We start from the raw sequence: 21,270 nt of genomic DNA on the forward strand, positions 1-21,270 counted from the left end.
CAATGCGCTCTGTATGATCAGCCGCCAAACATATAGCGAAGGCCAACGCGTATATCGTGCACATTCATGCCCTTGTCGTAGCCGTTGCCGATAGTCGGGTTGCCCTCAAACATCTTTCCGCCGTTGATATGACGATATCGATATCCGGCATCAAGCTTGAGATTGTGTGTGAGATCAACCGAAGCGCCGGCCATCAGCGCATAGGTGAAACGCCAGTTCGCATCACCAGAATAGACATCATTGTTCTGCGTATCGACCACATCCGCCCATTTCACGCGCGTGCCGCCGATGCCAGCGCCCAGATAAGGGGTCACGCCTGCAAAATTTCCCAGATCAACATAGGCATTTGCCAGAAGCGACAAGCCGGACATGTGGCTTTCGTCACGCTCGCCAGCAAACTTAGAGCGTGCCATATAGTCGAGGGTTAGATCCGTGCGGAAATAATCCGTCACCTGATAGCCAACACCGCCACCAATAAGGAACGAGCCTTTGAGGTCGCCCGAAATGGTGTTGTTCTCAAATACGGAACTGCCACAATTGCTGGTGCAAGGGGACGTGGCGTAATCGGCGTGCTTAAAGCGGTTCCACGAATACCCGATATCGCCGCGCAGATACCAGCCACCAACCGCAGGTGGGGTAACAATTACTTCCGGAACCTCTTCAGTAAAATCTGCCGCAACAGCTGCCGGAGCGAAGGCCATTATGGACAACGACACAGCAAGGCTTGCGCAGAAAATTTTAATAAAGCCGTTCATCTATGCGTCCCATCAAGCTGTTACGCCGCAAACGCGTCGCAACTGAATTTCAAGAGCGAGACTAAAGATGAAAAGTTAAATACAACTTAACCTTATTTCTTAACCATATTTAATTAGCCTGCTAAATTACAACCCCGCCCGCTTCCGCCAATAAAAAAGCGCGGAATGTCCGCGCTTTCTGATACCTTATCTCGCATGCCGATCAGGCAGCGGCACTTTCCGAAGAAATGACGCTGATAATATCGTTGACGACCTTCTCAACAAGAACACGATCATCGCCTTCCGCCATAACACGGATAAGCGGCTCGGTTCCGGAAGGGCGAATAACCAGACGGCCTTGCGTACCAAGACGGTCCTGCGCCTCATTAATCGCGCTCTTGACCTTCTTGTTCTCAAGTGGCTTTCCGCCAGCGGTACGCACATTCTTGAGAAGCTGTGGAACCGGCTCAAACTTGCGGCACAATTCGCTCAGCGGCTTATTCTCTTCCTGTGCAACGGCAAGGATCTGCAATGCAGAAACCAAGCCATCACCCGTGGTCGCAAAATCTGACAGAACAATATGCCCTGACTGTTCGCCACCCACATTAAAGCCATGCTCACGCATATGCTCAACCACGTAACGATCACCGACCTTGGTGCGGGCGAGCGTCATGTTATGATCATGCAAAAAGCGTTCGAGGCCGAGATTCGACATAATTGTCGCAACGATACCGCCGCCTTGCAAACGGTCAGACCGAGCCCATGATTCGGCAATCACAGCCAAAAGCTGATCGCCATCAATCACCGTGCCGTTTTCATCGACAAGCAGAACACGATCAGCGTCGCCATCCAGTGCAATACCAACATCGGCGCGCACTTCATGCACTTTCTTCATCAACCCAATCGGATGGGTCGAGCCACAATCCTCATTGATGTTGATACCGTTTGGCTCGTCATTGATGGTAATGACCTCCGCGCCAAGCTCCCATAGCGCTGCAGGTGCAACCTTATAGCCCGCGCCATTGGCGCAATCGACCACAACCCGCAGACCATTGAGCGAAATATTGCGTGGCAGCGTGCGTTTCGCAAATTCGATATAGCGATAGATATCACCATCAACGCGCTTGGCCTTGCCCACTTCACCATGGGTCGCAAGATGCGCGGACAAATCACTGTCGATCAGGCTTTCGATCTTCAGCTCGATTTCATCGGACAGCTTGAAACCATCAGGACCGAAAAGCTTGATGCCATTATCATAGAAAGGATTATGCGAAGCCGAAATCATCACACCAATATCAGCACGCAAAGAACGGCAAAGCATAGCAACGGCCGGCGTTGGAATTGGACCAAGCAGGAAAACATCCATGCCGGCTGCGGTGAAGCCCGCAACCAGTGCATTTTCCAGCATATAGCCGGAACGCCGCGTATCCTTGCCAATCACAACGCGTGAGGCCTGTCCCTTGCGACGGAAGATATGACCGACAGCCATACCAACTTTCATGGCAATATCAGGCGTCATCGGAAAGCTGTTGGCCTTGCCGCGAATGCCATCGGTTCCAAAATACTTGCGTGTCATATTCTTAGCCTTGCGTTGCGCCATAGAGCTGTCTCGAAGCAAACAAATATCAGTCGCTGTTAATCCCTAAGGCAGCAATGGCATCCGAACTTTCCTGAGCCCGGCAATCGATTGTCTGCGTTATTAGCGCAAAACCACCCGTCATTGCAATTTCACCTTTCGGGGAAACAGACCACTTTAAAGCATCAATTTCCAAATCTGTCCTATGATGCGCCGAAATCCTTAACCGAGCCTTTCCGACAAAACTCGCTGTGAAAGCAGAAAAGCCGGGCAGACTGCCCGGCTATTCATAATCATTACAGATGCTTATTGCGGCTGCGGGTTCGGTTCCATGCCAGGCTCACTGCCCGGTTCATCACCCTTGCGCTTACGCTTGCTTCCCGCTTTCGGAACACCTGAACCGCGCGACGGCGTATCATTGCCCTGATCACGCGATGGCTTGTTGCCTGCGATCAGTTCCCTGATTTCATCGCCGCTGAGCGTTTCATATTCCAGAAGACCTTCCGCCAGTGCAATCCAGTCCGCACGCTTTTCCGTCAGGATGCGGGTGGCATCGGCATAGGCCTCATCAATCAGGCGGCGCACTTCGGCGTCGATGATCTGCGCGGTTTCTTCCGAAATATTCTGCGTGCGCGAAACCGAATGGCCCAGGAAAACCTCTTCCTGATTGTCACCATAAGCCACACGACCGAGCTTGTCGGAATAACCCCACTGCGTGACCATCGAACGAGCAAGTTTCGTCGCCTGCTGAATATCGGAAGAAGCACCAGACGTAATGTTTTCCTTGCCGAATTTCAGCTCTTCCGCCACACGGCCACCCATCATGATCGCCAGACGCGAGATCATCCATGTATAGGTCGCTGAATAACGATCACCTTCAGGAAGCTGCATCACCATACCCAGCGCACGCCCGCGCGGAATAATAGTTGCCTTGTGAACAGGATCCGAACTCGGAACATTGAGCGCAACGATCGCGTGCCCTGCTTCATGATAGGCCGTATTGGCCTTTTCTTCCTGCGTCATGGCGGAGCGGCGTTCCGCACCCATCATGATCTTGTCCTTGGCGTCTTCGAATTCCTGCATGGTCACAAGGCGCTTGTTACGGCGTGCGGCCATCAGGGCAGATTCGTTGACGAGATTGGCAAGATCAGCACCGGAAAAGCCCGGCGTACCGCGAGCGATAACCTTGAGATCAACATTGGGTGCAAGCGGAACATTGCGCACATGCACTTTGAGAATCTGCTCGCGGCCCACAATATCCGGGTTCGGAACGACGACCTGACGGTCAAAACGGCCCGGACGCAACAATGCAGGATCAAGAACGTCAGGACGGTTGGTTGCAGCAATCAAAATGATCGATTCATTGGCTTCAAAACCATCCATCTCAACCAGAAGCTGGTTAAGTGTCTGTTCGCGTTCGTCGTTACCGCCACCAAGACCGGCGCCACGATGACGACCGACAGCATCGATTTCGTCGATGAAGATAATGCAAGGCGCATTCTTCTTGGCCTGTTCGAACATGTCACGGACGCGGCTTGCACCAACACCGACGAACATTTCAACGAAGTCAGAACCCGAAATCGTGAAGAACGGCACATTGGCTTCGCCTGCAACAGAGCGCGCGAGCAAAGTCTTACCGGTTCCGGGAGGACCAACGAGCAGAACACCACGTGGAATCTTACCACCCAGACGCTGAAATTTCTGCGGATCGCGCAGGAATTCAACAATTTCTTCCAGATCCTGCTTGGCTTCTTCAACGCCCGCAACGTCCTGAAACGTCACGCGACCATGCGCTTCGGTCAAAAGCTTGGCCTTGGACTTGCCAAAGCCCATCGCACCGCGCGAACCACCCTGCATCTGACGCATGAAGAAAATCCACACGCCAAGAATAAGAATCATCGGCAACCAGGAAAGCAGAATGCCTAAAAGCGAGCTGGAACCATCGCTTTCAGGGCGAGCAGTAATCGTCACGCCTTTATCTTCAAGGCGCGAAACCAGCCCAGTATCGCCGGGTGAATAGGTCTGAAAGGTCGAGCCATTATCAGCAAACGTACCGCTAATCCGCTCACCAGTGATCGTAACCGACTTCACGCGCCCATTGGAAACGTCATCGATAAACTGGGAATAGGAAACTTCACGGGAATTCGTGCGCTGGCCAGGACTCTGGAACAGGTTGAACAGCGCGATCAAGAGCAGGGCAATGATCGCCCAAAGGGCGAAGTTGCGATAGTTCGGATTCATAACGGGTCCAATCGATACCACGGCCACCCCGCGAGAACGGGATGATGTTTCGTTCTAACATAGGATCGAAGGAAGGCCTTGCCAAGGCGCGAGAGCCGCACAGTCTTCGATTCTTATCAAACTGGTTTATAAAAATTAGGACATTGTCGTCCAAAACGCTGCTCAAAGGCTTTTGCCAGCGCAAAATCATAGCCAGGAAGAACGTGATCAAAGAGCGCGAAGTGCTTTTCGATGCTGATTCCCGCAGGCAATTTCTGCCCGTCGAGTATTGGAAGCTGCGAAAGTTTGCCGTCTTCATAAATCGCAGGCAAAACAAGCAAAGCTTCGCGCAGCGCAGAATCAACTTCCAGTCCCGCACCTTTAACGAAATCGCCAAACTCCTGCCGATCCGGTGCCGCCACCTTCAAGGAAGCTGTTCCATCATTGTGGAAACGGAACCGACCATCCCAGATGATCTGCTGCCCCGGATCAAGACGCATAACGGGAAGATTGCGCCGCTCACGTCGAAAGCAGTGCGGCTGGCCGTTTTTGCCAAGTTCGATAAGCGCGCCAAAAATTGTCAAGCGGTCCACTTTCTCATGACCTGACAGAAGCTTTTCAATGCGCGAGCGCTCGGCATCACCGGGCAAAAAGCGGCGCCCTCCGGCAAGCGAAGCAAGCAGCCCCGATAAAAGCCGCCGGATATTTTCTGGCAATGCAGCATAGACATCCGCATCGACCCCAATCGTGCCAAACGGGTCCATTTGAAGACAATGCGCATTTGCCAGAGCAGCAATCAGAATTGCGTTGTCACGCTGACGCGCAGCGCGCGCCACAGCGATTTTTTCGAGAACCATGGCGGGGTCAGCCAATGCTGCTGTGGTTGCGCGCACCCGCGGACGTTCATAACGCGTATTGACATTGCTTGGATCATCAATCCACACAACACCCCGCTGACAAAGCATATCGCGTAAGACAGCACGCGACAGATGAAGCAATGGCCGGATAAGCTCAACCGAATTTTCGAGCCTCGAACGCGATGCCATGGCCGCAAGTCCACGCGCTTCTGAATGCGAGCTGCGCTCTTTGCGCATCAGAAATGTTTCGATCTGATCGTCGCTTGTGTGGCCAGTGGCAATAACATCTGCACCAGCCTCATGTGCTGCCTGAACCAGCAGGCGATATCGGGCAGAACGTGCGGCTGCGGCAATGCCTGTCTTCGGCTTGGCGTCGTCCCATGTCAGCGTGCGATGAGAAAGCCCATGCGCTTTGCAAAGCTTCCCGACATCAGCCGCTTCTTTGGCCGATTCGGCCCGCAAACCATGATCAATGGTGACAACGGTGATCGACGGCGGGGACTTGAGCGTCGCGAGATAGTCTTTCAGCAAAAACAGCAATGCCAGTGAATCACTGCCACCTGAAACAGCAGCGACAATTCCTTTTGCATGCTCTAATTCGAAAGGTTTTAAAATATCGACCGGGGAAAGCCCCACGAATGATCTCCAAAATCAGCATTTAATCCGTTTACGTTCATCCGTAACCCGCTTCAAAATGGCAGGTGCGGCGCTCGGATAACGCTCGGGAATTTGCTTGAATGTCGCGCAGGCGACATCGTTATTGTCCATCTTTTCAAGCGTCATACCAAGCTTGAACATGTTTTCCGGGGCACGTTTGGACTCTGGATAATCGCGTTGCGTATCGATGAAAACAGTCGCAGCTTCAGGATAACGTGATTGGCCGTAAAGCGATTCACCCAACCAGTAACGCGCTTCGGCAGTGGCCGGATCGGCTGGATAGCGTTTAATATGTTCGCGAAAACCTGCTTCAGCCGCTTTGTAATCGCCCGACATAAGATATTGATAGGCAGCCTGATAAAGCGAATTCGGATTATCATCCGTCGGCAGAGACGCCACCGCATCGCCTCCCGGCACGGCTGCTCCCTGTTCCGCCGGACGCGGCTGAACATTGATCGTTTCGCCGATTACATTGCCATTGTTGTCAAACTCGATGGAGCCAAGCGTTTTTGGCGGCTCCCCACGTTGCGGCCCGCCTTGTGAGGCAGAGCCTGAACCAATAGCCATGGAATCGGCGCCCGATACATTATTGGTCGCCGTCTGTGAAGAAGAACCGAGATTCCCGCCCTGCATTGTGGTTCCCGAACCCCCGTTATCAGGGGTTCCGGTGGCTGTTGCGTCGGCAAGTGACGTTTCACCTGCCTCCTTGCCTGCATCAGCGCGCCCACCTTCGAGCTTCTGGAACCGGCGTTCATTTTCTTCCTGCATTTTCTGCATCTGGTCCTGAAATTCCAGAACCTGAAAATTCATGGCTTCCGCGCGGTTACCAAGCTTATCCGCAATATCAACCGGATTACCCATGCCCTGCGAACAAAGATCCCCACCCGGAGGTGGTGCTGCCAATGGTGCACTCTGACCAGCACTTGACTGGGTGGAAGCTGTGCCACCGTTTTTCTTTTCCAACTCTTCAAATCGGAAGAGATTGTCGTCCTGCGTTTTTTGCAGCAATTCGTCGGTAAAACGAATCTGCGCATCCACATCCTCAACCTTGCCGGTCAGGTTGCGAATGAGTTCCTGCTGCAAGCCGGGGCTCTGGTAGCCACCCTGCCCGCCTGTGCCACCGCTATCACGCATGGCGTCATCGAGAATGGCTGTCGAACCAATGACAACATGATTCTGTGCGCCGCCCTTGCCTTTTTCAAGTGCCCGGAAACGGGTTTCATTATCACGCTGAACCTGAAGCATCTTATCGCGAAGTTGCAGGATGCGGGCGTATGACTGCGCATTCTGATGCGCAAGATTGCATATCTGCTGCGAAAACTGGCCACCGCCGAGATCGCCCGCCTGCGCAATCTGGATGGTTCCCTGCTCAGAAGAAACAGATGCAGCCAGAACCGGAGCACCCGCCAAAAGCGGCAGCATGGCAAATGCCAGTGTCACTTTTCTCATTGGTTTCCTCATTCCCTTTCGCCCCTATTGCTCATGTACCCTAAAACCTTTCGACCGCGGTCATCATGTTCATGCTCATCGTGATATTTGATGCCTGAATATCAACTGAACACCCAACTTCGCGCGGCTCTCTTTCGCTTTTAGAGAAAATCCATAAAAAGCAAAGATGCTTTCCCTATCACACAGGTGAGTTCGGCCAAAATTTGTCGAAGATGCCAATAAGTCGGTCCCTGAAACAAAAAAAGCAGCCCAAAGGCCGCTTTTTCTGGATTAGGTTCAGGCGATTTTCTGAAACTTAGCTACCGGCACCGTTGAGAACGGTAACCGCACGGCGGTTCTGCGACCAGCAAGAGTTGTTGTCGCAAACAGCCACGGGACGTTCGTTGCCGTAGGAAACGGTACGCATACGGCTGGTTGGAACGCCACGAGCCGCAAGGAAATCGCGGGTTGCAGCAGCACGGCGCTGGCCGAGTGCAAGATTGTATTCGCGTGTGCCGCGCTCGTCCGCATGGCCTTCAATCGTGACCGAATACTGCGGATAACGCTGCAACCACTGAGCCTGCTTCGACAGAGTCTGCTGTGCGTCTGCACGGATCAGCGACGAGTCGAGGTCAAAAAGAATGCGGTCACCGACGTTCACAGTGAAATCCTGAGAAGAGCCAGGCGCTGCTGCACCACCAGCAAGACCAAGATCTCCGGCATTGTTCGGAAGGTTCTTCTTGGACGCACAACCGACAACGGCGAGCGACATGAAAAGGGCAATAGCGATAGGGCTACGTGCGATCGACTGGAAACGGCGCATGGGCCGGAGCTCCTTAAGATTTGATGTTCCTGCGTGACCAACCAATAATCATATTTAGGTTAAGGCAGGCTCAAGAAGTATGGTTAACAATTCCTTATGGCCAAATGCAGAACGGCTTTTCAGTTGCAATTCTCCTTTTAGGCCATGATGGCTAAATGCGGCAGAAACACGACCCAACGGCCTGAATTATGGCATTTTACCGAAAAAAGCATGAAACAAACAGATAGAGCATTTCCAATGTTTCAATCAAAACTGGAAATGCTCAACGTTTCACGCCCTTAGGCTCACCATGAAGGCAATTACTCAAGCAATGGCGACCAGGCTGGATCAGAACCGAAGTTCGGAGTCTGGATCTGACGTTCATTACGGCCTGTCAGATCAATCGTGAAAAGCTTGGGACCACCAGCACCAGCGGCCTTGCGGAAGAACATCAGCACGCGGCCATTGGGAGCCCAGGTCGGGCCTTCATTATGGAAGCCGGAAGTCAGAAGGCGCTCACCCGTACCGTCGGTTTTCATGACACCAATGGAGAACTGACCCTGCGACTGCTTCGTGAAAGCGATCAGATCACCGCGCGGAGACCAGACAGGCGTCGAATAGCTGCCATCCCCTGCCGAAATGCGGCGTGGATTGGAACCGTCAGCACCCATGACATAGAGCTGCGGACGACCGCCACGGTCCGACGAAAACACGATCTGCGAGCCATCGGGCGAATAAGAAGCACTCGTATCAATTGCCTGACTGCTGGTCAGACGTGTCGTCGTGCGGTTACGCAGATCCATCGTATAAATATTGGCGCTGCCATCGTCCTGCAAAAGGCTCATGACAACCTTCTGTCCGTCCGGCGAAAAGCGTGGTGCAATCGACATGCCGGGGAAGTTGCCAACCAGTTCGCGCTGACCGGTTTCCAGCTGCAACAGATAAACGCGCGGCTGACCACCGGCAAACGACATATATGTCACTTCCTGACGGTTCGGCGAGAAGCGTGGTGTCAGCGCCATGTCACGACCGTCAGAGAGATAGCGCACATTCGCGCCGTCCTGATCCATAATCGCCAGACGCTTCACGCGCTTCTGCGCAGGGCCCGATTCATCCACAAAAACAATGCGTGTATCGAAATAACCCTTTTCACCCGTCAGGCGCTCATAAATCGCATCTGCAATAATATGCGCAACACGACGCCAGTTATCGGGCGTTGTGAAGAACTGCTGACCGATCAGCTGCTGACCGCCAAACGTATCCCAAAGGCGGAATTCAGCCTTGAGCCGTCCATCGGGCTGCTTGGTGATACGACCTGTCACCAGTGCCTGCGCATTGATCACTTTCCAGTCTTCAAAACGCGGCGATGCATCAGGGTTGGATATCTTTTCAATGAAAGCCCCCTTGTTGATCGGCGCAAAAAGGCCCGAACGTTCAAGATCGGCTGCAATGACCGACGTGATATTCGCACCCAGCTGATCACCCGAAAGAAAATCGGTGACCGCAATTGGCAATGGCTCAACCACACCCTTGTTGATGTTGATTTCCACCACCGCACGCGCAGGCATGGTGGCCACCAGGCTCGCAGCAATCATACAGGCGAAAGCCGAAAAAACGATCCGGATCTTTTTGTTCATGATGCCGATTTTCATGTCTTTAGGGACCTCTTTTGTCCTTTGGCCTCGTTAAGGCAATCGATAGGAGTGACCAGCAAGGCTGATCAGAACATTTCACTCGGGTCGAAGTTGACGATCACTTCCGACCATGAATCATATTTGTCTGCTGGCAGGTTATAAGGTGCACAACGGGCCACAGCGCGTTTCGCACTTTCCGCTGCTGCACGACCAACACCGTCAGCGCCACCACCAGATGTCACTTCAGGAACACCCTGAATAGAACCATCCTGATTGAGATGCATCTTCACCGTGACAATCAGTCCTGGCGCGTCTGCCACACCGGCAGGCACATTCCAGCACTTGGAAATGGCACCACGAAGCGCATCCATTTCATTCTGGCTCAATTTTGAGCCACCCGTATTCTTCTTGCCGCCAAGCGATGCCTGATCGGTCGAACGCTTTGCACCGCCGCCTGATGTCTTCTGCTTGTTGAGAAGCGCTGCCACTTCATCAGCAATCGCATCATTTTTCGATTGCGACGTCTGCGAGGCCGACTGCGTCGGCTTCTTTTCTTCCACGGGCTTGCGATCCGGCGTTTTTGCCGTCTGCGCCTGCGGCGGTTTGGGCTTTGCCTGTGGCGCCGGCACATTATCCGGCAATTTCGGTGCCGTCTGGTCAGGAGCTTCCGCCTGTTTTTCGATCGCTTCTGCGACCGGATCAGGCTTCACGTCCTGTTTTGCTTCAGGCTTGGTTTGCACTTCCGTCGCAGGAACCGGTGTCGGCTTTTCCTGCGGCGTTGGTTCGGGCTTAGGATCAGGCTTCGGCTCCGGCTTTTTCACCGGCTCCGGCTGTGCCTTTGGTTCCTCAGCCGCTTCAATTGGCTTGGCCTTGTTGTCTGGTTTCGGCGGCGTCTGAAGATCGACTTCATTGTCACCGACATTCTGGGCATCCGGTACGGTGTTCGGCTTTTTGGTCGGAACGGGCGCCGACTTTTCCTTCATGGGCGCAGTTTTATCGCCCTGCTGGATTTGCGTGATCGATTCGATCGGCACGATGTCGACCGGAAATGATTCCGAATCCTGCACGTCGAAAGGCTTCGGCGAGGAAAACGAAACCACAACCAGCGCAAGCGCAACGGCATGGAGTGCAACAGAAGATATCAGGCCAGCCTTCATGATGCCGTCAGCTATCCTGCTCCTGGAGTGTCACAAGGCCGATATTCTTGAAACCGGCGGCGGAGATACGAGCCATAACCTTCATGACAGTGCCATAATCGGCAGCCTTGTCACCGCGCACAAAAATGCGCTCTTCATACCCGGTTTTGGCAATCGCCTGAAGCTTGGGAACCACTTCATCAATCGGGATTTCAGTTTCCTGAATAAAGATCCGACCTTCGTTGTTGACCGAAACAGTGATTGGCTGCGTATCGGCATTCATGGCCTTGGCCTGCGTATCGGGCAGATCAATCGGCACACCAACCGTCAGAAGCGGTGCGGAAACCATGAAAATGATAAGCAGCACCAGCATCACGTCCACGAATGGCGTAACGTTGATCTCGCTCATTAATGCCTTCTTGCGGCCACGCCTGCGGCGACCACCCGATTGCATTCCCTGATTTCCAACTGACATGCCCATTTCAATATTCCCGAAGGCTCGATTTAGCTTTGATGCTGGAACACGCTTAGTTGCGTGGCGTCAGCTTCTCATCAATTTGGCGCGACAGTATGGCGGAGAACTCGTCTGCAAAGCCTTCAAGGCGTCCGTTGATTTTGCCTGCATCACCCGAGAGCTTGTTATAGGCAATAACCGCAGGGATAGCTGCGAGCAAACCAATGGCCGTTGCAAGCAGCGCTTCCGCAATACCGGGAGCAACAACCGCGAGGCTGGTATTTTTCGAGGCCGCAATCGCCTGAAACGACGTCATAATACCGACAACAGTACCGAACAGCCCCACAAACGGCGCGGCTGAACCGGTCGTAGCCAGAAAGCCGAGACGCGATTCAAGTTTTTCACCTTCGCGGGCAAGCGCCACATCCATTGCCTTGTCGATACGCATTTGAAGCGCAATCGGCGAGCGCGCCCCTTTTTCGAACGATTTCTTCCATTCGCGCATGGCAGCAATAAAGATCGACGCCATTCCCGTGGTGCGGCGCTCATTAAGAGTGCGATAAAGCTCCTCAAGCGATTGCCCCGACCAGAAAGCCTGTTCAAAGCGATCGATGGCGCGACGTGCGCGGCCATAGGACACGATCTTGTCCACGATGATCGCCCACGTCCAGACCGAAGCGAGAATGAGACCAAGCATAACCAGCTTGACCACCCAGCCCGCATGCATAAACAGGCCCCAGAGGGTAATATCGGCGGCTGGGGCCGCAAGCGCAATATTTTCCATCGATCTACCGTCCTCGAATCCAAACGCCCGGCGTCAGAACCGGGCGGCATCACAAATTCTTCTTAAAACGCCCGCTACCGAACGCCCCAACCACCATAAACGGACTTCAAATTAAAATCCTCACAGCGCTTGTCATGGTTAATTTTGGTGAAAGGAAGGCGTTACACACGATCCAACCTCTCAACCGATTCCGTCATCATGATTAATCGGCCATTATGGTTAAAGATCAGTTAGCATTTAATAAGAGGCGATATAGGCCCGTTAATTATTGCAGATCGGCTGAAAATATCAGCCCGCTTTTGTGAAAGCCTCACGCCATTCGTCCGGTATGCGACGCGGATGACCCTGCTTGGTAATCATCACCGCTTCAACTTTTGCTTCCGAAAGCAGACGGTCGCCACAGGTAATCTTCTGCGCCATGATCACACGCGCGCCGCGGATTTCATGCACACGGGTTTCAATCAGAATGAGATCATCCATCTTTGCAGGCGATTTGTAATCGATCTCCATGCGACGAACGACCCAGACCATTTCTTCACCCAAGGCGCCTTCAGCAAGTTCGATGTGATGCACATCCTGAAGACGCAGAAAATCAGTGCGGCCGCGCTCGTAAAATTCGAGATAGCGGCCATGATACACAAAGCCGGAAAAATCCGTATCCGCATAATAGATACGCGCATAGAGATGATGCACCCCATCCTTTAATGCGCCTGAAACTGATTGTGCTGCTGCCTGATCGATTGTGTGCGTCATTCGTCTTCCATGAAAAGGCCAAACTGCGACTGCTGTGCCACTTCCGCAGGGGCAGCAAGTCCCATATGCTGCCAGGCAAGCGCCGTGAGAACACGCCCGCGCGGCGTGCGCTGCAAAAAGCCCTGCTGAATCATATAGGGTTCGATAATATCTTCAATGGCATCGCGCGGTTCGGATAGTCCGGCCGCAATGGTTTCGATCCCGACTGGTCCGCCGCCAAAATTTCGCGCGATCATATCAAGATAGCGCCGATCCAGCTGATCAAACCCGCGATTATCGACCTCAAGCCGCGAAAGCGCTTCATCGGCGATCTTGCGATCAATGACATCGGCACCGGCAACCAGCGCGAAATCACGAACACGCCGCAACAAACGGCCCGCAATACGCGGTGTGCCGCGCGAACGGCGTGCCACTTCCAGCGCGCCATCGGGCGAAATACCCATCTGCATGATGCGCGCACCGCGCCGCACAATATATTCGAGTTCTTCAACCGTATAGAAATTCAACCTGACAGGAATACCAAAGCGATCGCGCAAAGGCGTCGTCAAAAGCCCCAGACGCGTTGTCGCTGCAACCAGCGTGAATTTCGCAAGATCGATCTTCACCGAACGCGCTGCCGGACCTTCACCAATAATGAGATCAAGCTGAAAATCTTCCATTGCCGGATAGAGAATTTCTTCAACAGCCGGGCTGAGACGGTGAATTTCGTCGATAAACAGCACATCACGATCTTCGAGATTGGTCAGAAGCGCTGCGAGATCACCAGCCTTGGCAATCACCGGACCAGAGGTAGAGCGGAAATTGACGCCCAGTTCTTTGGCCATAATCTGCGCGAGCGTGGTTTTTCCCAGTCCCGGAGGACCGACGAAAAGCACGTGATCGAGTGCTTCGCCGCGCACTTTGGCGGCTTCAATAAAGACTTTGAGATTGGCGCGCGCTTGCGCTTGCCCTACAAAATCATCCAGCGTTTGCGGGCGCAAAGTTGTATCGGCATCTTCGCCGCGCAGATCAGCATCGATAAGGGGATTGCGGTCGCTCATGCCATCCCTCTCGCATGAACATTCAGCGCACACAAGTAGCTCACCGCGACAACTCCTTCAGACCGAGGCGAATAAGTTTGGCCGAATCGGCATCCTGACCGGCTTCTTTTAGCGCCGCAGCCACAGCATTGGCCGCCTGATCACGGGAATAACCGAGATTGGATAGCGCCGAGACAGCATCGCTGACCGGCGCCGAGGCAACACCTGAGCCAAGTTCCTGTTTGAGACCGATTGTTCCGCTGGCTTCTCCTGCAAAGGCCGGTGCTTTGTTCTTCAGCTCGGTGACAATCCGCTCGGCTACTTTTTTGCCAACGCCCGGCGCACGCGAAACCATGGCAATGTCTCTCAAAGCAATCGCATTGGCAAGTTCGGAAGGGGTCAGTGTTCCAAGCACAGCAAGCGCCACCTTCGCACCCACGCCCTGCACATTCTGCAACAGACGGAACCATTCGCGCTCAAGCTGCGACCCGAAACCATAAAGGCGGATCATGTCCTCGCGTACATAAGTCTCGATCAAGAGAACCGCAGCTTCCCCTACCCCGCCAAGGTTACCAAGCGTGCGCGCCGAACAAAAAGCGACATAGCCAACGCCATGCACGTCGATAACCGCATGATCATCTGCAATTTCATCGATCACACCCTTGAGCTTGCCGATCATTGGATACCTACCCCGCTATAAGCGCATCGCGAAAAATGTAGAACGGTCTTCGCAATAAGATGCGCGTTAACTCAAAAGCGCCTGCATTCTGCGAGCGCTGACAATGCTTTGACGATGATGCGCATGGCAAATGGCAATGGCAAGCGCATCGGCAGCGTCACTCGTATCGAACGTTGCGCGCGGCATCAGAACTTTCACCATCATATGGATTTGCTGCTTTTCGCCATGGCCAACGCCAATGACCGCCTTCTTGACGGCATTGGGCGCATATTCTGCCACCGGCAGTCCCGCCTGCGCAGGGGCCAGAAGTGCAATACCGCGTGCCTGCCCGAGCTTAAGCGTGGCAGTTGCATCCTTATTGACGAATGTGTGCTCAACCGCCGCTTCATGCGGGACAAAGTCATGCAGGACTTTTGACAGCCCTTCATGAAGCTGACAAAGCCGTGAAGCGAGATCCAGCTCGGCATTCGACGTCACGGTGCCGGAGCCGATAAAATGCAGGGAATTGCCAAGCGATTCGACAACGCCCCAGCCGGTACGACGAAGCCCCGGATCAATACCAATGATGCGAATCGTTTCTTTCATACGTGAACCCTATCCTCAGACAGGTTCACTTGACAGCACAAAAGTGAACAAAAGAGAAACATACGCAAGCCAACAGGCCACCTCTCATATCCAAAAAAATGGACACACTATATTTTGACCAATTTATTGGGCATTACAAATTTAGATTAATATTATAAAGTACTTATGCAAATTATCTTTGAAGCTAATAAATATTAGGAGAATAATTATGACTTTCTCTAAATTTTTTAGATTTATATCGGCAAAACAACATCAAGACTCTGTTGATTATATAGACGCAAAAAAAGCAACAAAAGGCGGCGGTGGATTTAGGTCTGAATCACCTCAGCTTTGGGATGATGGATTAAGTCAGTGAATGAATGATTAGACAGGCATGAGTGAGAATTCATGTCTGTCGAATTTTCAAGATAAATCTGGTGATGCGGTGCTCTCTATTTCAAACGACGATGCATTCGTATCGTCTGGATTTTTTAAATATTTAAAGCGTAAAGATTCTTCATCCTCTTGTGAAGTAAATCTATTCCTTTATTCTTTCTCCCCCATATTAAATGAAATGGTTCTTTATGGGCACCGCGGAGAATTCCACATCAAGCCAGCCGGAGGAGAAGTTACTGTCGAGAGACCACTCTGGTGCGCGCATGATATATTCTTTTTCTATAATAAAAATCAGTGGCTAATCTCAGATGATATGACCGCGATGACAGCTATGCAGGCCAAGCTCAAATCGAATCCTGGCTTCATCGCGAACTATCTATCATCAACTGAGTTTGCCACAGATCAAACGCCCTTTACCGGAATAGGCTGTGTCATGCCCGGAACCACTGCCATTCTTCATTCAAACGGGCAAATAACGTATAAACTCATCTGCGGTGAGACGTCTCAACTTGATAGCAATGAAATCCCTGAAACTCTCATTGAGCACATCAACAGCGCTGGCGGGCCAAACAGACCGTTCATTCTGGAACTGTCAGGAGGTCTTGATTCTTCAGGTGTTTTCTACGCTGCCCTGACACAGCCACGAACGGCTGAACAACTATATCCCGTTACCTATTACGACCCCAATATATCGAATTCTTCCGATGTGGTTGCCGCTCAGGCGCTTTGCGGCAAGCATGGCGTTAATCTTCACCTGATACCAATCCGTTCGGACGGCATATTCACCGATCTGTTCGCCGGACCTGCTTACAAACCAAAGCGCCCATCTCTATGGCTGCTTCATTCGGCTTCGCAACGAGACCTGATCGATTATGCTCAGTCTTTGCCGACTGACTGCATGATTTTAAATGGGCACGGTGGCGACCACATATTTCTGGCAAATCCTGTGGCGAGTGCAGTCATTGATCATCTTTGGAAGAAACACCCCAATATTACCAAAGCCTTTGAAACGGCGCGCAAACTTACCGTTTTGAACCAAAAATCATGGTTGCGGCTTGCTCGTGAGAGCTTATCAGACTGCCAGGCACGGCTGTATTTCCATATCTACGGCGCGGCCAATATTGGTTCCTCTCAAGATAAAAAAGCAATATTCAATAGCGAGCTGTATAGAATTGCGTTTAATGAGCAAAAACGCGTTAACAGCATTTTCCAAAATCAATCCGTATCGAGTGATTGGATACGGCATCGCCGATCACTCATGGCAGCGGTCCATCATGGCGCGGCAGACCGTCTAACAGACATCCGATATCAGACTGTCTATCCATACCTTAATGAAACGCTGATCCGTTGGTCGGAAAACAGGTCGGACAGCTCAACCTTTTCTTATGAATTCAATAGATTGCCGCAAAGAGAAAGCTTCCATCGTCGTTTCGGCGCCACGAGTTTCATGCGTAAGGGAAAAGGAGATATCAGCGGTATTGTCCAGCGTATGATCCGTGCGGAAAGTGAACACATCGTTGAGTTGATACTCAATGGCGAAGCAGCCAAATGTGGCTTTATCAATAAAGCGAATGTGCTTGACGATATTCGCAGATGCCAAATGGGCGGCGAATTCATTTCGCCGTCAACGCTGCTGCTTTTGTCGCTCGAACTTTATTACAAATGCTGGAAAAGCGAAATGTAATGGGCATCACATTCAGGGATTATTACCATCCATGCTTCACAAGAGACGGCGGTGTCATTTTTGACAGTAAGAATGACCAATATATACTGCTCTCGGATGAGGAAACGACAATCATTCAGGCTGCGCTATTGAATCCTGAATTCAATGATGCATTGTCACCCAAACTTGAAACACTGATTGCGCCGTCAGTGACCGGTGAAAGGGAGCCTGTCGCCTCTCAGATAGCCAGAGGCATGAATGATTATTCATGGCGCTACCTGCCAGAAAACCCAACCGCCTATGTCTCGGGCCGCGCCAAACCTCGTTTGATTCTATGGGTTTATTTGATCCAGATCCTGATAAAGCGTCGCGGAATTGTTGGAGCGGTAAATTTTATCACGCGCCACAGGTGGTTGTTCCGAAAATGGCTTCCTATTCTGGATATAAACGCGTTTTCCGACGACATAATGGTGGCGTCTCGACTTTCGCCATTCCGCTTTGAATGTCTTGAATTTGCAATCGCAGTGCGATGCTATGCACTGGTGCGGTCTATAGCAAATACCCGATTGTATCTTGGCATACAGCGTTTCCCGTTCGTCGCACATGCCTGGGTTGAGCATAACGAAAAACCAATCGGCGACGATCAAAACCTTCGCAATCGCGCCGCTGTCATTTTCCAGATTTAGAGAGACCTTTGTGCGCCCAACACGGTCTCGGCGCTCTCAAGTACAACGCGGAAAGGCGGGTTCCCGCTACGTTTCAAGAACGACATGCGTGAGAACAAGAAGATAGAGCGAGCCTATTGGGTACGATTAAGCGCGGCACGCTCTAAGATGCGCCGAAAGCCGTCTTCAGCAAAACGATCTGATCCGATACGGGATTGCCATGGGGTGCGCTTTGCAATGAAACAACTTCACCGTAAACATTGCGGTCCATGCGGCGCACACGCGCCTGAAGGCGCATTGAGCGTTCGATGAGTTCAATGAAGGCGAACGGCAATTCGTTCCAGCCCGGCGCAATATCACCGGCAGACGGCGTATCAAGACGCACCTTTGCCTTTTCGGCTTCGACCTGTTTGCGGGACATTTCGCCATTGCGCGCGGCACGCTGCAACAAGAGCCACGAAGCCACCTGCATGAGCCGTGTGGTCAGGCGCATCGATTCGGCTGCATAAAGGGTTGCAGCAACGCGCGAAAGACTGCGCGCTTCTTCACGGCCCTCCCCGTCGAGATAGCTCGCGGCTTCCTCAACCATATCCATGCCTTCACTGTAAATCGGCTTAAAGGAATCCGAGAAAACCATGCGCTCGGCGAGGCTGATCATATTACCCGGCATCTGTCCCTGTTCGCTAATCACTGCTCTGCCACCTTACATGAACGCGTTCACGTCCATTTTGTTGCTCGCATACCGCCAAGGTATGCAAATGAATTATTTGAACTGCTGTTCGACCATGGGGAGAGCGAAGACGGAACAGGCAGTTTTCATGAGTCCACGATAAACTGCACCTTCATGCACCGTCGCGCAAGAATATGTTTAACGAAAGGTTAAAAATTTGGGGAGGATTTTCAGGAATGGTAAATGGCTGCGGCTGCAAACTGGCAAAAAGGCATAAAAAAAGAGCCGCAAAGGCGGCTCTCAGGAGTTTAACAGGGAGGCGTCAAACAGAGTGGCTAAACCACTCGGTAAGAATCCAGCCGAACTGGATATGAACTATTTAACGGTATTAAGATTAATGAATGGTTAACATCGTGTGTTTCAGGCCCGACAGACATAAAAGCCGCCCGGAGGCGGCTTTTAAAATCCGTATTTTTAAGCCTGCTGCAATGCGGGCTTGGGGCTTGAAACAACCGGAGCCTTTGCACCCTCGGCAGAAACCGGCTTAAGTACAGGCTTCTTGCCCCAGCCAATGGTCGGCAGCCATTCAAGATAATAAGCCAAAGCGAACTGCATCACGACACCGGTTGCAATCAGCAACGTGTCATATGGAAAGCCGCCCGGATTAACGAGCTTCATTACCTGTGCAACCATCGCCAGAAGAGTCCCGGCAATAAACACAGGCAGCGAATGCTTGCCCAGAATGGCCAGCGGGTTTTGTGGTGACGTACGCGCAATGCTGTTAAGCGTCGGCACAACCGCGATCAGATAGGCCATCGCCAGCACATGCAAAAGACGGGGCGCCGAAAGGAACGTCTTGTCGAAACCGGTCAGCACCGCAGGCATGCCCATTGAGGCATCAATACCCCAAAGCGGAAGACGAACCCATGCAAGCGACAGCACCAGATAGCCAACAGCAGCTGCAATCAATGCAGGATGTGCCGGAATTTTATCGCCGCGACGCACATACATGACGCCGGCAATACCGATGGCAAACAGAAACTGCCACGATAGTGGATTGAGGAACCAGACACCCGGCGTTGGATAATTCACTGGCGCGACATGATAAAGACCCGACAGCAACCACACCATGCCCGACACACCAAGCATCAGCGACAGGCTGATACGCGCAAGCAGCAGCAGCAGCGGCGTCAGCAGAAGCACGACCGCATACATCGACAAAATGTTGTTATAGCCAAGCTGATGGCCGAGTGTGACAAGGCCAAGAAGCGCCTCGACCGGCTGTTTGACCAGCGGTCCGATATTGATCTGTGTGAGAAGCTCACGATGCTTGAGGAAAATGGCAGCGGAAGCAAAAATACCCACCGTCGCAAGCGTGGTCATAATATGCGCTGTATAAAGAACACATGCACGGCGCCACATTTTCAGTGTCAGAACCAGACGGTTGCCCGGTGCAAACTTGGAACCATAGGCCAATGCAACGGCCATACCTGAAATCAGAACAAAAGCTTCGGCAGAATCAGAAAAGCCAAGATTCTTATGCGTGAAGTGCTCATAAATCGTACCCGGCACATGATTGATGAAAATGGTAAGCAGAGCCAGAGCGCGAAACACATCAATGCGTGTATCGCGGACTTTTGGCACTATTTTCGCCGTTTCATTCGTCATTTCGTCTGCCTGCTGTTTGTTTTCTGTCTGCAATAGCGCAACACTCATTGCCGCCTATATAGCTGTTAATTCGGGCAGAACCCGGTTGGTTCCAATCAACTTTCGTTCCAGTGGATAACATTATGCCAGCACCCAGACAGCGCATGTCGGACAAGGCTGAGTCCGCCTAAAGGGGCTGTTCAACGAACGCCTCTTACTTTATGCCCGAATTCCATCAACATTTTTCGCTAGGTTTGGTTTATGAACGCGCCAACTGCAAAACAAAACAATGAACGCTGCCGCCTTTTGCTGGTTGCACCACCCATGGCCAATGGGGATGCACTGGCGAAACTCCTGACCGCAGCGCTTTCAGGCGGCGATGTGGCAAGTGTGATCCTTGATGGCAGCGATCTTGATGAAGCAACATTTCAGGCATCCGCTGCAAAAGCGGTTCCTGTGATTCAGGCCAAAGCTGCCGCAGCCATCATTCTCAATGATACGCGCATCGCAGGCCGTGTGGGTGCGGACGGCATTCATATTGAAGGCAAGGCGGCGGAACTTGCCGAAGCCATTGAGAAGCACACACCTAAATTCATTATTGGCACTGGCAATCTGCGTGATCGCCATAGCGCCATGGAAATTGGTGAGTTGCAGCCCGATTATGTTTTCTTTGGCAAAATTGGTGCGGATAACAAGCCCGATGCCCATCCCCGCAATCTGTCATTGGCTGAATGGTGGTCGGAGATGGTCGAAATCCCAAGCATCGCCCAGGCAGGCAACACGGTTGAAAGTGTCATCCCCGCATCTAAAACCGGCGCTGATTTTGTTGCCCTTGGCCGTGCTGTCTTTGAGGCGGAAGACCCGGCAGAGGCCGTAGCACATGCCAATCGGCTTCTGGATGAACACGCTCCACGTTTCGATAAATAACGTTC

At 52.2% G+C, this 21,270-nt stretch carries 20 protein-coding genes; 4 read left to right on the forward strand and 16 right to left on the reverse strand.

Annotated elements, in window-relative coordinates:
- Positions 1–17: 17 nt before the first annotated feature.
- From ABE530_RS10775 to ruvC, 14 genes are all read right to left on the reverse strand, one after another.
- Positions 18–755, reverse strand: a complete 738-nt coding sequence (locus ABE530_RS10775; RefSeq protein ID WP_265984767.1) for an outer membrane protein — start codon at positions 753–755, stop codon at positions 18–20.
- Between the two features lie 202 nt (positions 756–957).
- Positions 958–2,310 carry a phosphoglucosamine mutase gene (gene glmM, locus ABE530_RS10780; RefSeq protein WP_265984793.1) on the reverse strand — a complete coding sequence of 451 codons (1,353 nt, stop codon included), beginning with the start codon at positions 2,308–2,310 and terminating at the stop codon, positions 958–960.
- 306 nt (positions 2,311–2,616) lie between these two features.
- Positions 2,617–4,551, reverse strand: coding sequence for an ATP-dependent zinc metalloprotease FtsH (gene ftsH / locus ABE530_RS10785; protein WP_265984794.1), 1,935 nt, complete (start codon positions 4,549–4,551; stop codon positions 2,617–2,619).
- Positions 4,552–4,667: 116 nt separating this feature from the next.
- Positions 4,668–6,023 (reverse strand): tRNA lysidine(34) synthetase TilS, encoded by a 1,356-nt coding sequence (tilS, locus tag ABE530_RS10790; protein WP_265984795.1) that lies wholly within the window; start codon positions 6,021–6,023, stop codon positions 4,668–4,670.
- 15 nt (positions 6,024–6,038) lie between these two features.
- Positions 6,039–7,505 (reverse strand): tol-pal system protein YbgF, encoded by a 1,467-nt coding sequence (gene ybgF / locus ABE530_RS10795; protein ID WP_499694520.1) that lies wholly within the window; start codon positions 7,503–7,505, stop codon positions 6,039–6,041.
- A 283-nt stretch (positions 7,506–7,788) separates the two neighbouring features.
- Positions 7,789–8,295: a peptidoglycan-associated lipoprotein Pal gene (gene pal, locus ABE530_RS10800; RefSeq protein ID WP_265984797.1), complete on the reverse strand. Its 507-nt coding sequence runs from the start codon at positions 8,293–8,295 to the stop codon at positions 7,789–7,791.
- 299 nt (positions 8,296–8,594) lie between these two features.
- Positions 8,595–9,926, reverse strand: a complete 1,332-nt coding sequence (gene tolB / locus ABE530_RS10805) for a Tol-Pal system beta propeller repeat protein TolB (protein ID WP_265984798.1) — start codon at positions 9,924–9,926, stop codon at positions 8,595–8,597.
- Positions 9,927–9,994: 68 nt separating this feature from the next.
- Positions 9,995–11,065, reverse strand: coding sequence for a cell envelope integrity protein TolA (gene tolA, locus ABE530_RS10810; RefSeq protein WP_499694521.1), 1,071 nt, complete (start codon positions 11,063–11,065; stop codon positions 9,995–9,997).
- 7 nt (positions 11,066–11,072) lie between these two features.
- Positions 11,073–11,525 carry a protein TolR gene (tolR, locus tag ABE530_RS10815; protein WP_187544039.1) on the reverse strand — a complete coding sequence of 151 codons (453 nt, stop codon included), beginning with the start codon at positions 11,523–11,525 and terminating at the stop codon, positions 11,073–11,075.
- Positions 11,526–11,571: 46 nt separating this feature from the next.
- A complete protein-coding gene (tolQ, locus tag ABE530_RS10820) occupies positions 11,572–12,282 on the reverse strand; it encodes a protein TolQ (protein ID WP_265984800.1) in 711 nt (236 codons plus the stop codon).
- A 288-nt stretch (positions 12,283–12,570) separates the two neighbouring features.
- The gene (gene ybgC / locus ABE530_RS10825) at positions 12,571–13,035 is read right to left on the reverse strand and encodes a tol-pal system-associated acyl-CoA thioesterase (protein WP_265984801.1); all 465 of its coding nucleotides are present in this window, start codon (positions 13,033–13,035) and stop codon (positions 12,571–12,573) included.
- A complete protein-coding gene (gene ruvB / locus ABE530_RS10830) occupies positions 13,032–14,075 on the reverse strand; it encodes a Holliday junction branch migration DNA helicase RuvB (protein ID WP_265984802.1) in 1,044 nt (347 codons plus the stop codon). Before ruvB ends, ybgC begins: the two co-directional genes overlap by 4 nt.
- A gap of 40 nt (positions 14,076–14,115) precedes the next feature.
- Positions 14,116–14,733, reverse strand: a complete 618-nt coding sequence (gene ruvA / locus ABE530_RS10835) for a Holliday junction branch migration protein RuvA (protein WP_265984803.1) — start codon at positions 14,731–14,733, stop codon at positions 14,116–14,118.
- A 66-nt stretch (positions 14,734–14,799) separates the two neighbouring features.
- On the reverse strand, positions 14,800–15,318 hold the full coding sequence (gene ruvC / locus ABE530_RS10840) for a crossover junction endodeoxyribonuclease RuvC (protein ID WP_265984804.1): 519 nt from the start codon (positions 15,316–15,318) through the stop codon (positions 14,800–14,802).
- 208 nt (positions 15,319–15,526) lie between these two features.
- On the opposite strand from ruvC, the gene ABE530_RS10845 reads away from it, so the two are divergent.
- Genes ABE530_RS10845 through ABE530_RS10855 form a run of 3 tightly spaced genes read left to right on the forward strand, consistent with a single transcriptional unit; the run spans position 15,527 to position 18,042 of the window.
- Complete coding sequence (locus ABE530_RS10845; protein ID WP_499694522.1) at positions 15,527–15,673, forward strand: hypothetical protein; 147 nt, start codon at positions 15,527–15,529, stop codon at positions 15,671–15,673.
- A gap of 18 nt (positions 15,674–15,691) precedes the next feature.
- Positions 15,692–17,377 carry an asparagine synthase-related protein gene (locus tag ABE530_RS10850; protein WP_499694523.1) on the forward strand — a complete coding sequence of 562 codons (1,686 nt, stop codon included), beginning with the start codon at positions 15,692–15,694 and terminating at the stop codon, positions 17,375–17,377.
- Complete coding sequence (locus ABE530_RS10855) at positions 17,377–18,042, forward strand: lasso peptide biosynthesis B2 protein (RefSeq protein ID WP_265984807.1); 666 nt, start codon at positions 17,377–17,379, stop codon at positions 18,040–18,042. The genes ABE530_RS10850 and ABE530_RS10855 overlap by 1 nt, the downstream gene beginning before the upstream one ends.
- Positions 18,043–18,184: 142 nt before the next feature.
- Here the strand turns inward: ABE530_RS10855 and rcdA are convergent, their stop codons facing one another.
- A complete protein-coding gene (gene rcdA, locus ABE530_RS10860) occupies positions 18,185–18,691 on the reverse strand; it encodes a protease adaptor protein RcdA (RefSeq protein WP_265984954.1) in 507 nt (168 codons plus the stop codon).
- Positions 18,692–19,165: 474 nt separating this feature from the next.
- The gene (locus tag ABE530_RS10865) at positions 19,166–20,359 is read right to left on the reverse strand and encodes an OpgC family protein (RefSeq protein ID WP_499694524.1); all 1,194 of its coding nucleotides are present in this window, start codon (positions 20,357–20,359) and stop codon (positions 19,166–19,168) included.
- Positions 20,360–20,599: 240 nt separating this feature from the next.
- On the opposite strand from ABE530_RS10865, the gene ABE530_RS10870 reads away from it, so the two are divergent.
- Positions 20,600–21,265, forward strand: a complete 666-nt coding sequence (locus ABE530_RS10870) for a thiamine phosphate synthase (RefSeq protein WP_499694525.1) — start codon at positions 20,600–20,602, stop codon at positions 21,263–21,265.
- Positions 21,266–21,270: the final 5 nt, after the last annotated feature.

The organism is Brucella sp. TWI559, assembly GCF_039674265.1.
Classification (GTDB): domain Bacteria; phylum Pseudomonadota; class Alphaproteobacteria; order Rhizobiales; family Rhizobiaceae; genus Brucella; species Brucella chromiisoli.

Coding starts and splice junctions, on each gene's coding strand:
- ABE530_RS10775 (WP_265984767.1), bottom strand. CDS start 755: ATGAACGGCTTTATTAAAATTTTCTGCGCAAGCCTTGCTGTGTCGTTG.
- glmM (WP_265984793.1), bottom strand. CDS start 2,310: ATGACACGCAAGTATTTTGGAACCGATGGCATTCGCGGCAAGGCCAAC.
- ftsH (WP_265984794.1), bottom strand. CDS start 4,551: ATGAATCCGAACTATCGCAACTTCGCCCTTTGGGCGATCATTGCCCTG.
- ybgF (WP_499694520.1), bottom strand. CDS start 7,505: ATGAGGAAACCAATGAGAAAAGTGACACTGGCATTTGCCATGCTGCCG.
- pal (WP_265984797.1), bottom strand. CDS start 8,295: ATGCGCCGTTTCCAGTCGATCGCACGTAGCCCTATCGCTATTGCCCTT.
- tolB (WP_265984798.1), bottom strand. CDS start 9,926: ATGAAAATCGGCATCATGAACAAAAAGATCCGGATCGTTTTTTCGGCT.
- tolA (WP_499694521.1), bottom strand. CDS start 11,065: ATGAAGGCTGGCCTGATATCTTCTGTTGCACTCCATGCCGTTGCGCTT.
- tolR (WP_187544039.1), bottom strand. CDS start 11,525: ATGGGCATGTCAGTTGGAAATCAGGGAATGCAATCGGGTGGTCGCCGC.
- tolQ (WP_265984800.1), bottom strand. CDS start 12,282: ATGGAAAATATTGCGCTTGCGGCCCCAGCCGCCGATATTACCCTCTGG.
- ybgC (WP_265984801.1), bottom strand. CDS start 13,035: ATGACGCACACAATCGATCAGGCAGCAGCACAATCAGTTTCAGGCGCA.
- ruvB (WP_265984802.1), bottom strand. CDS start 14,075: ATGAGCGACCGCAATCCCCTTATCGATGCTGATCTGCGCGGCGAAGAT.
- ruvA (WP_265984803.1), bottom strand. CDS start 14,733: ATGATCGGCAAGCTCAAGGGTGTGATCGATGAAATTGCAGATGATCAT.
- ruvC (WP_265984804.1), bottom strand. CDS start 15,318: ATGAAAGAAACGATTCGCATCATTGGTATTGATCCGGGGCTTCGTCGT.
- ABE530_RS10845 (WP_499694522.1), top strand. CDS start 15,527: ATGACTTTCTCTAAATTTTTTAGATTTATATCGGCAAAACAACATCAA.
- ABE530_RS10850 (WP_499694523.1), top strand. CDS start 15,692: ATGAGTGAGAATTCATGTCTGTCGAATTTTCAAGATAAATCTGGTGAT.
- ABE530_RS10855 (WP_265984807.1), top strand. CDS start 17,377: ATGGGCATCACATTCAGGGATTATTACCATCCATGCTTCACAAGAGAC.
- rcdA (WP_265984954.1), bottom strand. CDS start 18,691: ATGCCGGGTAATATGATCAGCCTCGCCGAGCGCATGGTTTTCTCGGAT.
- ABE530_RS10865 (WP_499694524.1), bottom strand. CDS start 20,359: ATGACGAATGAAACGGCGAAAATAGTGCCAAAAGTCCGCGATACACGC.
- ABE530_RS10870 (WP_499694525.1), top strand. CDS start 20,600: ATGAACGCGCCAACTGCAAAACAAAACAATGAACGCTGCCGCCTTTTG.